We start from the raw sequence: 13,760 nt of genomic DNA on the forward strand, positions 1-13,760 counted from the left end.
TATTCCACTCGCTAACTTGTTGATTTATTAGAATTTAGATTTTTTGTTCAACTATTTTCTATCGTTCTTTGAACAAAATCGGTGAACCCAATGTTGGCTACCCGTGAATAAAAAAAGTAGTAAGCACACTTCTTACTCGTTATAAATTACCAAAATGAAAATAGCTGTTTATCGTAAAGAGCATTTTAATGCTGCTCATCGACTTCATAACCCTAAATGGACTGAAGAGAAGAATGATGAGATTTTCGGAAAATGCAATAACCCCTCTTTCCATGGACATAATTATGAGCTCATTGTAAAAGTTGTGGGGGAGCAAGATCCTGAAACGGGCTATGTATGCGACATGAAAATCCTTAAGGACATTATTAAAGCTCATGTAACAGATAAGTTCGATCACAGAAATTTAAATTTGGATGTACCCGAATTTAAAAACTTAAATCCAACAGCGGAAAATATAGCGGTGGTGATCTACAACTTACTGCGCCCAGAAATTGACAACAAATTAGAATTGAAAATAAGACTCTATGAAACAGAACGGAACTTTGTCGAGTACCCCGCTTAACGTATATAGCAGTATTGAGGAGATTGGAGACGAACACGTGGGTACTTCTTATGAAACGCCAATGGTTCCGAATGCTTTCGACATGGACGATGATTTGAAACAAGAACTCGTTGAAAAGAAATTTAAGGAGATCATGGAAATCATGGGTCTTGACTTAACCGATGATAGCCTTGCGGGAACGCCAAAGCGCGTGGCCAAAATGTATATCAAAGAAATTTTCAGCGGACTAAGTCCTGCCAACAAACCCAAAGTCACCCTTTTCGAAAACAAATACCAGTACAATGAAATGCTGGTAGAAAAGAACATCACTTTCTATTCTAATTGTGAGCACCATTTTGTGCCGATTATTGGAAAAGCGCATGTGGCCTACATTTCTAGCGGGAAAGTGATTGGACTTTCTAAGATCAACCGCATTGTTGAGTATTATGCAAAACGCCCACAAGTTCAAGAAAGGCTCACTGTTCAAATCGCGAACGAGCTGAAAGTTTTGCTTGAAACAGAAGACGTAGCTGTAATCATGGATGCCGATCACCTTTGCGTTCAATCTAGAGGTGTGAAAGATGTGAACAGTAGCACAGTAACCGCCCAGTTTCATGGCAGGTTTAAGGAAAAGGCAACCAAAAATGAATTTTTGAGCTACATTAATTCAAAGGCCTAATGAGTCTATCAGGTAAAAATATACTTGTGGTAGGTGCCAGTTCAGGCATTGGTAAAAGTGTCGCTGAAATAAGTGTAGAAAAAGGGGCTAATGTTTTCGTTGCTTCTAGAAATCAACCTGATATTTCTGGTATGACCTATATAAGGTTGGATGTTAATGAAATGAGGAACGAACTTGACGGACTTCCTGAAGTTTTACATGGAGTTGTATATGCACCTGGATCCATCAACTTAAAGCCTTTTCACAGAATTAAACCAGAAGACTTTCAAGCGGACCTAAACATCAATCTCTTTGGTGCCATAAAAGTATTACAAGCTTGCATGGGCCGACTAAAAAAAGCCGAAGGCGCTTCAGTTATATTATACAGTACTGTGGCAGTTAATACAGGAATGAACTTCCACTCCTCAATTGCCGCTGCAAAAGGCGCGGTAGAGGGACTAGCCAAATCGCTTGCGGCTGAATGGGCTGCTATGGGTATTCGTGTCAATGTATTAGCACCCTCATTAACTGATACTCCGCTAGCAGAAAGACTATTGGCGACAGACGAAAAGAAAGAAGCCTCAAACAAAAGACATCCCATTGGTCGGTATGGCCAACCTTCTGACCTAGGTCACTTAACTGCCCTATTACTTTCTGACGAGGGCAGCTGGATCACAGGCCAAATCATAGGAGTAGATGGCGGAATGTCAACGCTAAAAACTTAAATGCAGCTTTCATATTCCGATATTCTTGGGTTAGAACAGCGTTTCCGAACCAACTTGATTAATTGCCTTTCGGGTTTTAAAACACCCCACTTAATAGGCACAAAGAGTAAATCGGGCATCACGAACTTGGGTTTATTTACTCAGGTAATGCATGTAGGAGCCAAGCCTCCATTAATGGGAGTTTTATTTAGACCTCATTCCGTTCCTCGTCACACGCTGGAGAATATTCTAGAAACAAAAGAATACACTATCAATCTAGTCAACAAAGAAATGATGGAGCAAGCTCATTGGACCAGTGCCCGATGGGAAAAGAGTGAATTTGAAGCGACTGGATTAACAGCACAATATTCTAACGACTTCTCTGCACCATTTGTAGAGGAAAGTAAGATCAAGATAGGCTTGGAATTCAAAGAGCAACTTTTAATACAGGCCAATAAAACCATTCTGGTTATTGGTCAAATCAAAACGCTAATTATTGAAGATGGCCTACTCTCTAAAGATGGACATTTGAATATTGAGGCGGCCAATACATTAGCCATGATAGGTTTGGATAGTTACCATGACACCAATACTATCGGTAGATTAGCTTACGCCAAGCCTGACCTTCCCCCAAAGAGACTAGATTAAAAACTTCGACTGCTCCTTTTTTTAAATGCCACTCGGCAATTTGAGAGATCAATTTCGAGCTTTTTAAGGAAAGGCTTCTTTAAATTGCTTATTGAAGGCTTTAAAGCTATGTTCTCATCGCTATTCTTTAATTGACATAGTTTTTCTTTTTGTAAAGGCAACTACTATCTTTGCACGTCTTTTATAAAACTGATAATTAAAAATGTCAAATCTGATTTATTTAGTCCCACTTCTCGGGCTAGTCGGCTTGTTAGTAATGATCGTTAAGTCGAAATGGGTACACAAGCAAGATGCAGGGGATAAAAAAATGCAAGACCTTGCCAATTACATCCGTGAAGGAGCTTTGGCTTTCCTCAGCGCTGAGTACAGAGTACTCGCTATTTTCGTAGTGATTGCAGGTATACTTTTAGGAGTTATCTCTACCTTGGTTGAAACCACTCACTACTTCATAATTTTTGCCTTTATCATTGGCGCATTCTTCTCAGCATTGGCCGGAAACATCGGTATGAGAATCGCTACTGCTGCCAACGTAAGAACTACCCAAGCTGCTAGAACTAGCCTAGGACAAGCCCTAAAAGTTGCCTTTACTGGCGGAACTGTAATGGGACTTGGTGTTGCTGGTTTAGCCGTATTCGGACTAAGCATGCTTTTCATTCTATTGTTCGCTTTCTTTATGGATAGCGATATGGCGAATGGTGGCGTTTATCAAATGACAATCGTATTAGAAGCTCTTGCTGGTTTCTCTTTAGGAGCTGAGTCAATTGCATTATTTGCCCGTGTGGGAGGTGGTATCTACACCAAAGCAGCCGATGTTGGCGCTGACCTTGTGGGTAAAGTTGAAGCGGGTATTCCTGAGGATGATCCAAGAAACCCTGCTACTATTGCCGATAACGTAGGTGATAACGTAGGTGACGTTGCAGGTATGGGTGCAGACCTTTTCGGTTCTTATGTGGCTACAGTATTGGCTTCAATGGTATTGGGCAACTATATCATTAGAGATATGGGCGGATCAGTTGATGATGCATTCGGTGGCATTGGCCCAATCTTGCTTCCTTTGGTAATTGCTGGTACAGGAATCATCTTTTCGTTGATCGGTACTTTCTTTATTAAAGTATCAAACAATAACGCTAAAGAAGCAGAGGTTCAATCTGCTTTAAACCGTGGTAACTGGATTTCTATTGTATTGACAGCTATCGGTTGTTATTTCTTAATCGATCTACTTTTACCTGAAACCATGAAAATGAGTTTCTTCGGTGAAGGCATTCTTGAAATTTCTTCTATCCGTGTATTCGGAGCTGTATTGGTAGGTTTAGTAGTAGGCGGATTAATTTCTTTCCTTACTGAATTCTACACTGCTATTGGTAAAAAACCAGTAATGAGCATTATTCAAAACTCTTCTACAGGTGCTGCTACTAACATTATCGCAGGTTTATCTGTAGGGATGAAATCTACTTTCGGACCAATTATTCTTTTCGCAGGTGCCATTTGGGGTGCTTACGAATTGGCTGGTTTCTACGGTGTAGCTATTGCTGCTTCTGCTATGATGGCAACAACTGCAATGCAATTAGCGATTGATGCCTTCGGACCAATTGCGGATAACGCTGGTGGTATTGCCGAAATGAGTGAATTACCTTCTGACGTACGTGAGAAAACAGATATTTTGGATGCTGTGGGTAACACTACTGCGGCCATTGGAAAAGGATTTGCGATTGCTTCTGCTGCATTAACAGCCCTAGCGCTTTTCGCTGCTTACGTTACATTCACAGGCATTGATGGAATTAACATCTTTAAAGCCGATGTTTTGGCGGCCTTATTTATTGGCGGTATGATTCCTGTTATTTTCTCTGCCTTGGCAATGGAATCTGTTGGAAAAGCGGCCATGGAAATGGTAAAAGAAGTAAGAAGACAGTTCAAAGAAATTCCAGGTATTATGGAAGGCACGGCCACTCCAGAATACGCAAAATGTGTGGACATTTCTACCAAAGCAGCCATCAAAGAAATGATGTTGCCAGGTGCTATTACGATCATCTTCCCTATCCTTGTTGGATTTATCATGGGTGCTGAACCTCTTGGTGCTTACATGGCTGGTGTTACTGTATCAGGTGTGCTTTGGGCTATTTTCCAAAACAACGCTGGTGGCGCTTGGGACAACGCTAAGAAATCTTTCGAAGCTGGCGTTATGATTGATGGTGAAATGACTTACAAAGGTTCAGAAGCTCACAAAGCAGCTGTAACTGGAGATACTGTTGGTGATCCATTCAAAGACACTTCTGGTCCATCAATGAACATCTTGATTAAACTTACTTGTTTGATTGGATTAGTAATCGCTCCACTATTGGTAGCAGGTCATGGAGAATCTAATGACGACAGCAAAGCTGAAGTAAAAGAAATTATTATTGACGCCCCAGCAGTAGAAATTACTGAAGTGGTGACTGAGTTAAACTAAAACTCAACAAAATATAGAATTGAAAGGCTACCCGAAACGGTAGCCTTTTTTTGTGTGAATTCATACTTGATACTCCAAACCCTATGTTATGAGTCTCCTAATTTATTGAAACCCCATAGCGATTGACCATAGCAAAATCAATCTGTACCAAAATGAAAGTTGGTTCTCTTCAAGGGAAAAGCCATATTTGACGTTCAAATGATAGATTACAATCCACCCTACTCCTTAAGCACAATCAAAAAGATTGCGCTTATTATACCTATACTACTTTCAATGTCAACTGATATATTTTCTCAAAAAGCCAAAAGATCCGCATCCGCAATAGTCAATGGAAAAAGCATCTATTATGAGGTTTACGGTGAAGGTGAGCCACTATTTCTTTTACACGGTTATACACAGTCCTCCAAATCATGGAGACCTTATGTCGAAGATTTTAAGCAAGAGTATGAGGTATACTTAATTGACCTAACTGGGCACGGAAAATCTGAGGCCTTCAAGCAAGAATTGTCCATAAAATCAGTGGCTGAGGACATTAACGCTTTAGCTGAGCACCTCCAATTAGAAAAAATAAAGGCCATTGGGTTCAGCTTTGGTGGAGACATTTTATATCAACTCGCCCTGTTTAACCCTCCTTTGATAGAGTCAATGATTACAATTGGTGCAGTGGGCACCTGGACGATAAATGATTTTCCTGAGTACCAGAAAATATTCACTTTTGAGAATAAAGACAATTTCCCTTGGCTTGCTACGGACCATCGTTCAGACGATCAAATAAAAGCCCTCATGGAGCAATTCAAGAATTATACTGTCAGGTTAAGTGACGAGGAATTACAAAGAATAAAACCTGAAGTATTGATCATGGTGGGTGATGATGATGAGGGTATGGATTTATCAGAAGTAGCTAGGGTAAAGAAAAACCTTCCCCAATCTGACCTTTGGATATTGCCAAACGTTGCCCATGGTGCTCATGAAGGTGAAACCAAAGATGAGTTCATTATAAAATCGAAAGCCTTTCTATCTAAAAATAGAGATAAAAAATAATCAAAAAGGCTACCGTTTCCAGTAGCCTTTTTTTGTGTCTATTCCTTTCTATTGATTACTCATACCTCAACGAGGTAATAGGATCTTGCTCTGCTGCTCTTTTGGCTGGTGCTATTCCAAATACAATTCCTACAGTCACTGCAACTCCAAACGATAGTAAAATGGAAAAGGGACTTACGATGGTTGGGATTTCAGCCAGTTCTGCGATACCAAAAGCAGCACCTAAGCCCAATAGCACCCCTATGGCTCCACCTGAAAAACTGATCATTACGGCTTCTAAAAGAAACTGAAAGATGATATCGAGTCTGGTAGCACCAAGCGACATGCGTAAACCAATCTCTTTAATCCTTTCCATTACTGAGGCCAGCATAATATTCATAATACCGATCCCACCTACCAGTAACGAAATCCCAGCAATTCCCCCTAATACAAAATTGAAGATGTTCTTGGTCCGTTGTTGCTGCTTTAAGAGCAATTCGGGAATACTGATTTCATAATCTACCACTTGACTATGCTTGCGCTTCAGCATTTTTGAAACCACTTGCGCTATTGAATTCATTTGTTCCGTATCAGACACTTTGAGCACGAGTCTATCGAGTTGATGATAGTTAACATCCGTTTTGCCTGCATTTTGAGCATTGTTCATTCGGGCTTGTTGAATGAGAGCATTCGTTACCATTGCCCTGTTCTCGTATCTGACCAATGCTGTACTTAGAGGCGTATAGATGTCCATATTATAATCGCGAATCCCAAGGTTCGACATGCTCTTATCTGAAATAATCCGCTCTTCTAATACACCAATTACCTTAAGCCAATGTCGGCCCACCTTAATGTATTTGCCAATAGGTTCCTCTCGACTAAAAAATTTCGACTTGATGGACTTCCCTATAATGCAAACAGGAACACCCTTCTTTAAATGCTCACTATTAAAATATTCTCCTTCATCAAGTTCGAAGCCTGAGATTTCGAAGTAGGTATTTTCAACCCCAACCAGTTTTGCCGAACGTCTAAAACCCTGTCTAGAAACCTCGGTCTCTAAAACAATCTCTGGACTGACCATGTCTATACCCGGAATTATGTTTTTGATGCTTTCTACATCCATGAAGTTGAGCCCTAATGAAAGGTTCTTTTTCCCTTTTTGAGTACCAACTGCTCCAGCAGTTTCATCCAGTTCACCTTCACTCTGTTCAATAATGGGCGTAATAACGATATTGTTAACACCCACCAATTCTATCTGTTCAAGAATTTCCTGCTGAGCTCCTGAGCCGATGGCCATCATGGCAATTACTGCGGCTACTCCAAATATGATCCCTAGAGCAGTGAGGACACTACGAATTTTATTTGACAATACTGCTTCTGAAGCAATCGCCAAATTTGAAAGGATTTTCCCAAGCATATCAGTCCTTTTTAGCGATAGCCTTTCCCCCTTCAGAAATACGTTTGATGGGTTTTTCTTCTATGCCGCTAGGATCAGACAAATAAACAGTAAGCCCTTCGTCAATTCCACCAAGAACAACCACTTCATCCGAGTTAGACTTACCCAGCCGCACTTCATGCTTAGTAATGTTCAGTCCTTCTTTGGCAATGATATAAGTAATGCTGTCGCCTTGGCTGTGAACCGCTTCTACTGGTATAAAAAGAACGTCTTCTAAAACTTCGGCTATTACCTTATTGCTTGTTGTCATGCCCGGTCTTAAGGTGGTATCAGATTCATTTACTGCCACCATAATCTCAAACACTTTAGAGTCAGAGTTAGGCCGCTGTTGCCCCATATTAGCCACTTCCAAAATCTGCCCCGTTAGCTTTTTATCTGGAAAGGCATCCAAACCTATTTCAACCCGCTGCCCTTTCTTTATATTATTAATATCGACCTCATTCACAAAGGTCTTTGATACCATCTGAGTTAGATCGGGTAATGTCGCCACCACGGGATCCCAAGCGGCAACTTGTGCCCCTACCCCCATTTTGCTTCCACGCCAGTCGCGTTTATAAATCAGCATTCCAGCTTCGGGTGCCATAATAGTAAACTGGGAGCGTAACGACATTAAGTTGTCTAGTTTGACTTTATCATCCTGCATTTTGGCGGCAGCTCCTTTCATTTTTGCCACAGATTTCTGTCGCTGAAGTTCGTAATTCTCCTTTTCAACCAAGAACTGCTTTTCTGCTCGGTCTAATTCCATTTGTTTCTCTGCCACCACTGCAGGGGGCTCATATTGAGAGTTTTTTAGCACTAATTTCTTTCTTTCAATCTCATAAAGTAGGTTATCCATCAAATCTCTGGCTTTACGTAGCTCTATTGCAGTATCTAGCTTCGCTTGAGTGAAGTCAGAAGAGGTGACAGTAAAATCACTTTGTCTTTGCTGTAACCTTGTACCTAGCTCCGTTTGGTCTAAACGCGCCACATAATCCCCAGCTTTCACTACCGTTCCCTCTGGAATAATATGCTCTAGTGTGGTTTGGAATATACCTGCACTTTGCATTCCGCCCGGCCCTAGAATATCTACTGAACTTTTTGCGAATAACTCTCCTGAAGCTGTAATTTCAGACCTGAATTGTCCTCGTTGAACTTTGGCGAAGACCTCATTTGAATCGGCTGACCCCTTATTTACTTTGGTGATAAAAAAAATAAGTACCGCGACAAAAATGCCGATAACGATTATCAGATTACGTTTTTTCATTATGTTGTTATTTTGACTGACCTTTTGAACTGTGAATATAGTTAAATATATTACTTTTCCGATGTTAATTTTTCTTAAAATACCAAAACACCATAAATACAATACTTATTGTGTTTTAACAAAAACTAAAGCACTAGCCTACCTCATATCCACAGTTAAACTTTCGCTTTATCAATTAAGATGAATTGATTGGCCAATTTGTTTTAAACAGCATCTTGATTAAGAATGGCAGCAAAACTCTACGGGTTGTTAGCACCAGAAAGTCGGGGTTTTAGAGGCTGGTTCTTATTTTTTGTACTCTACTAGTTAAAAAACACAATTAGACTAATTAGTAGAAAAAAATAGATTAGTATGTAATTAAAAACATCCCAGACGCAGAGGGGCGATACCATTATAAAACAAACCAATGTATAATTAACCTAGCTCCATAGGAGTGAAACCCAAATCAGCTATGCCAAACACCTACACACAAATATTAATACAATACGTATTTGCGGTAAAGCATCGGGACGCTTTAATCAATGCGAATCTTCGAGAACCGTTGGAGAAGTATATCTCTGGTATTATCGCCAAAAACGATCATAAGTTATTAGCCATTTATTGCATGCCCGATCATTGTCACATATTGGTTGGATTGAACCCTGCCCAATCAATTTCAGATTTGGCCAGAGACGTTAAATCCAGTTCTACCAAATGGATAAATGAAAACAAATACACTACATCAAAATTCAATTGGCAAGAAGGATATGGTGCTTTTAGCTATGCAAAAAGCCAATTAGATACGGTTGTGAATTACATTTTGAACCAGCGCGAGCATCACAGGAAAAAAACATTCAAACAGGAATACCATGATTTTCTTACGAAATTCAATATCCAATTTGACGATCAATATTTATTTAATTGGCTTGATTAGGTGTCGCTCCTCTGGAGCTTGGTGGGGTGGGTACAGCTACCGATTGATTTCTACAAAAATCAGGCTCCTCTGGAGCCCAATGAGACGTTTCTATCCGAATTAATCAGCTCCAGAAGGGCTCCGTAGTAGAAACAGCCTATTATCTTGACTTTTGTAAGACACAGCGGGATGTTTAGAATACGCCATCCCCAGCGAGGTGACACCTTCATAACGGAATAATAAAACAAATTCACCTGCCCCAACGTGCGAAACATTTATTGAATACCAGACAAAGAGGTGAAACACCCCAGCTCCGTAGGAGCGGAATATTTGTAATACACATTGGAACGTGAAGAATACTTTAGCTCCAGAGGAGCGACACCTTCATGAAAAGGCTGGTTCTTCGCATTTAATTCTCCCTTGATTAGGCAAAAACACATCGTTACCCATTTCTTTGGTTACTTTTGCGCCACTAAGAATTCCATTCAAGAATGAACTACCTTTCGTTAGAAAATATCACCAAGACATTTGGTGACAGAAAAATACTTGATGCCATTTCCATTGGTGTCGATCAAGGCCAAAAGATTGCCCTCGTGGGCGTAAACGGCTCTGGGAAATCCACACTGCTTAAAATTATTACTGGTGTAGAAAAACAGGATGCCGGTGATGTAGTTTTCCGAAACGACATTGTGGTGCGCTCATTGGTACAAAACCCAAAGTTCGAAACCAGTCAAACTGTACTCGATGCAGTGTTCGATAGCGATGACGAAGCCCTTAGGCTTTTGAATCGGTACCAAAAAGTGATGATCAAGGCTGAACGTGGTGATTACGATGACAAAGAAATGCAAACCGTTATCGAACGCATTGACGCTTTGAATGCTTGGGATCAAGAAAGTCAGGTAAAGCAGATTTTAGGTAAGCTTGGCTTGAAAGATCTGGAAGCCGATGTAAGTAAACTATCCGGTGGTCAGCAGAAAAGGGTGGCCATGGCACAAGTGCTTATTCAAAGACCAGATTTGTTAATTCTGGATGAGCCTACCAACCACTTGGACATTGACAGTATTGAATGGTTAGAAGGTTATTTGAGTCAAGCCAATATGGCCTTGATTCTTGTTACTCACGATAGGTATTTCTTAGAAAAAGTAACGAACGAAATTGTAGAGCTCGAGCAAGGAAAACTCTATCGTTATAAAGGTGATTATGGGCATTTCTTAGAAAAGAAAGCGGAGCGCCATGAATCCGAAGCTTCATCGGTAGAGAAAGCTCAAAACCTCTACAGAAAAGAACTGGATTGGATTAGAAGGCAACCAAAAGCCCGAGGCACAAAAGCCAAGTACAGAGTAGATGCTTTTGAAGAAACTAAATCAAAGGCCTTCTCTGGTGCAAAAACCACAGGCATGGAATTGGGTGCCACGGCTTCTCGTCAGGGTAAAAAAGTATTAGAAATTGAAAAAATCAGCCATGGTTTTGGCGACAAGAAATTGATCGATAATTTCTCTTACGTTTTCCCAAGAAAAGACCGTGTAGGAATTGTTGGTGCAAACGGAAGTGGAAAAACAACTTTCCTTCGTTTACTCGTAGGTGATTTAGAAGCCAATGAAGGGTCGATTGATTTAGGCCAAACCACTAAAATAGGCTATTACCGTCAGCAAGAGCTAAGGTTCAACGATGCTCAAACGGTGATTGAATTTGCGAAAGAAATTGCTGAATTTGTAGAGTACGGAAAAGGCCAGAGCATCCCGGTTTCTCAATTCTTGACTCGATTCCTCTTCCCACCCGAAGTGCAATACAAACCCATTGGTAAATTGAGTGGTGGAGAAAAGCGTAGACTTCAGTTGCTTAAAATCTTGATCAAAAGTCCAAATTTCTTGATTCTGGATGAGCCAACCAACGACCTCGATTTGATTACATTAAACACCTTGGAAAACTTCCTGGAGAATTTCGAAGGTTGCTTGGTGCTTGTATCTCACGATAGGTATTTTGTTGACAAATTAGTCGATCACCTCTTTGTTTTTGACGGCCAAGGCGACATCCGAGATTATAACGGTAATTATACCGATTGGCGTTTAGAAGAAGTAGCTGCCAAAGATGCACCAAAGCCTAAGGCCGTTGAGAAGCCCGCTGCTCCAGCCCCTAAAAAAGAACAGCGAAAAATATCGTACAAAGAAAAGCTAGAGTTTGATACGATAGAAAAAGAAATGGCCAAGCTAGAAGCGCAAAAAGCAGTCCTGAATGAAAAAATAATAGGGGGTTCTACTAATCATGAGGAATTAACTGAGTGGGCAACGGAACTAGAAAGGATTAATAACGATTTAGAGGAGAAGGAAATGCGCTGGCTTGAGCTTTCTGAGTACATGTAATCTAATTTATGGCTGAGCTAATTCTTAATTCAGATAAACTAACAGTAGACTGCGAGCATGGTGAAACCATTTTGGACGCCTCGCTTAAAATGGGTATCGATCATGCGCACGCTTGTGGCGGGCAAGCCAAATGCTCTACCTGCCGGGTTTATATTAATGAAGGATTAGAAAACGTAAACCCTAGAAACGAGAAGGAACAGAAATTAGCAGACGTACTTAAATTTGGGCCAGAAATAAGATTAGCATGTCAAACCACGGTATGCGGCCCAGTAAAAGCACGTAGGCTAGTTCTGGATAAAATAGACGAAAACATTATTCTAAGCTCAGGCATGTCAAGCGCCCCTCGAAGTTTGGGAGAAGTAATTGATGCCTCAGTACTCTTTGTGGACATTGCCGATTATACTGCCTTTAGCGAACGTACACCCGCATATGACGTGGTGCATGTGCTCAACCGCTATTTCTATATTGCAGGCAATATCATCAAAAAACATAATGGCAGAATTCTCGACTATTACGGTGATGGTTTCTTGGCCATTTTTGGTTTAGATCACCAGCCGAATCATACAAAAAATGTGATCAGTGCAGGTTTCGAACTTCAAGAAGCCATTAAAAAATTTGATACAGAAGTACACGATTTAGTGAATTCTTCTTTCAAAATTCGCTTAGGAGCGCATACTGGTAAAGTAATTTGGGGCACCATTGGTATAGAAGGCATGCAAAAAGAAGCTGCCATTGGCGATACCGTGAATTTCGCTTCGCGCATCGAACAAGCCAACAAAACATTAAATACAGATTTTCTAATTTCTGAAGCCCTCTTCAAAAAATTTGAAACTTGCTGCGTGGTAAACGGGGAATACGAAATAGAGGTAAAGGGCAAGAAAGGAAGCCATAAAGTTTATTCCTTAGAGTACGTAAGCCCAACAGTACTGGTCTAGTTTGTAATTACAATAAGTTTGTATTTTTGGATATGAGCACAACAGCATGGATTCTTATTTGCGTTCTGATAATGGTGGTTTACACCATCAGTTTTCTACAATTTTTAAAACAGCGATCGGCTCGTAAGAGCAATCAATCTAGAGTATTTCAACTTCCATTATTCACAGCTTTTTTAATAGGCCCACTCCTATTCTTTATCATAAACAGAAACCAACGCAGAGATAGAAGGCGCTTTATGAAGGACATGGATCGGTATTCCTAGAGTTCTTTACATTTACCAGAAACCTGAATTCATGAACATCGTTTCTAAAACCACCAACACTAACTGAAATGAAAAAAGCCCTCCTCATAATATTGTTAACTGGATTCACCTCTCTTTTGAATGCTCAAGCTATTCAGTTCGGTTTCTTTGAAATGAATGGTGTATTAAAGGCTAAAATGACCTTAGATGAAATTAAGTCCTCAGGAGTACCCATTGACAGTATCAATCCAGTTCCAGAAAATATGGGTATGTCTGAAGCTGACTCTTTAGTGTATATCGGAGGAACTTATTATGAATATTATGTGAGCTCAAATATTTGTGATCTAAATGTGATTAAGTTCGACAACCGTATTACAAAGGTGGTGCTTGGAGATATGACCTTTACAAAGGAAACTACCATTGAAGACGCCAAGGCATACTTTCCAGAGGACTGTGCCTCCACCGAACCAATCCAAATTCATAAAGACCCGGCCTCATACACCGTTTGCGGCATCCCCTTTGCCGATAGTAACGGAAATTTGGTTGACGCTGCATTACTCTTGTTCTTTTCTGAAGGAAAACTGAAACGTATTGATTTTTGGGAACCTAGTTAAG

Annotated in this window: 12 protein-coding genes; 10 read left to right on the forward strand and 2 right to left on the reverse strand. The window is 40.4% G+C overall.

The window, feature by feature from the left end:
• Positions 1–154: 154 nt before the first annotated feature.
• The 6 genes from VOI17_RS12775 (at position 155) to VOI17_RS12800 (ending at position 6,038) form a co-directional block, all read left to right on the forward strand.
• Complete coding sequence (locus tag VOI17_RS12775) at positions 155–562, forward strand: 6-carboxytetrahydropterin synthase (RefSeq protein WP_323757609.1); 408 nt, start codon at positions 155–157, stop codon at positions 560–562.
• Positions 525–1,220, forward strand: a complete 696-nt coding sequence (gene folE / locus VOI17_RS12780; RefSeq protein WP_323757610.1) for a GTP cyclohydrolase I FolE — start codon at positions 525–527, stop codon at positions 1,218–1,220. The genes VOI17_RS12775 and folE overlap by 38 nt, the downstream gene beginning before the upstream one ends.
• Positions 1,220–1,924, forward strand: a complete 705-nt coding sequence (locus tag VOI17_RS12785) for an SDR family NAD(P)-dependent oxidoreductase (protein WP_323757611.1) — start codon at positions 1,220–1,222, stop codon at positions 1,922–1,924. Before folE ends, VOI17_RS12785 begins: the two co-directional genes overlap by 1 nt.
• On the forward strand, positions 1,925–2,551 hold the full coding sequence (locus VOI17_RS12790) for a flavin reductase family protein (RefSeq protein WP_323757612.1): 627 nt from the start codon (positions 1,925–1,927) through the stop codon (positions 2,549–2,551).
• Between the two features lie 202 nt (positions 2,552–2,753).
• On the forward strand, positions 2,754–4,997 hold the full coding sequence (locus VOI17_RS12795) for a sodium-translocating pyrophosphatase (RefSeq protein WP_323757613.1): 2,244 nt from the start codon (positions 2,754–2,756) through the stop codon (positions 4,995–4,997).
• Positions 4,998–5,270: 273 nt separating this feature from the next.
• Positions 5,271–6,038, forward strand: a complete 768-nt coding sequence (locus VOI17_RS12800) for an alpha/beta hydrolase (protein WP_323757614.1) — start codon at positions 5,271–5,273, stop codon at positions 6,036–6,038.
• Positions 6,039–6,093: 55 nt separating this feature from the next.
• On the opposite strand, the gene VOI17_RS12805 is transcribed toward VOI17_RS12800, so the two are convergent.
• Both VOI17_RS12805 and VOI17_RS12810 read right to left on the reverse strand, forming a co-directional pair.
• The gene (locus VOI17_RS12805; protein ID WP_323757615.1) at positions 6,094–7,434 is read right to left on the reverse strand and encodes an ABC transporter permease; all 1,341 of its coding nucleotides are present in this window, start codon (positions 7,432–7,434) and stop codon (positions 6,094–6,096) included.
• A 1-nt stretch (position 7,435) separates the two neighbouring features.
• Complete coding sequence (locus VOI17_RS12810; protein WP_323757616.1) at positions 7,436–8,716, reverse strand: efflux RND transporter periplasmic adaptor subunit; 1,281 nt, start codon at positions 8,714–8,716, stop codon at positions 7,436–7,438.
• Between the two features lie 451 nt (positions 8,717–9,167).
• Between VOI17_RS12810 and tnpA the strand changes: the two genes are divergently transcribed.
• The 4 genes from tnpA (at position 9,168) to VOI17_RS12830 (ending at position 13,759) form a co-directional block, all read left to right on the forward strand.
• On the forward strand, positions 9,168–9,629 hold the full coding sequence (gene tnpA, locus VOI17_RS12815) for an IS200/IS605 family transposase (protein ID WP_323757617.1): 462 nt from the start codon (positions 9,168–9,170) through the stop codon (positions 9,627–9,629).
• A gap of 470 nt (positions 9,630–10,099) precedes the next feature.
• On the forward strand, positions 10,100–11,968 hold the full coding sequence (locus VOI17_RS12820) for an ABC-F family ATP-binding cassette domain-containing protein (protein ID WP_323757618.1): 1,869 nt from the start codon (positions 10,100–10,102) through the stop codon (positions 11,966–11,968).
• Between the two features lie 8 nt (positions 11,969–11,976).
• Positions 11,977–12,903: an adenylate/guanylate cyclase domain-containing protein gene (locus VOI17_RS12825; protein WP_323757619.1), complete on the forward strand. Its 927-nt coding sequence runs from the start codon at positions 11,977–11,979 to the stop codon at positions 12,901–12,903.
• Positions 12,904–13,234: 331 nt separating this feature from the next.
• The gene (locus tag VOI17_RS12830; protein ID WP_323757620.1) at positions 13,235–13,759 is read left to right on the forward strand and encodes a hypothetical protein; all 525 of its coding nucleotides are present in this window, start codon (positions 13,235–13,237) and stop codon (positions 13,757–13,759) included.
• The last annotated feature ends 1 nt before the right edge of the window (position 13,760 follow it).

The sequence above is a fragment of the Roseivirga sp. genome (assembly GCF_034669765.1).
Taxonomy (GTDB): domain Bacteria; phylum Bacteroidota; class Bacteroidia; order Cytophagales; family Cyclobacteriaceae; genus Roseivirga.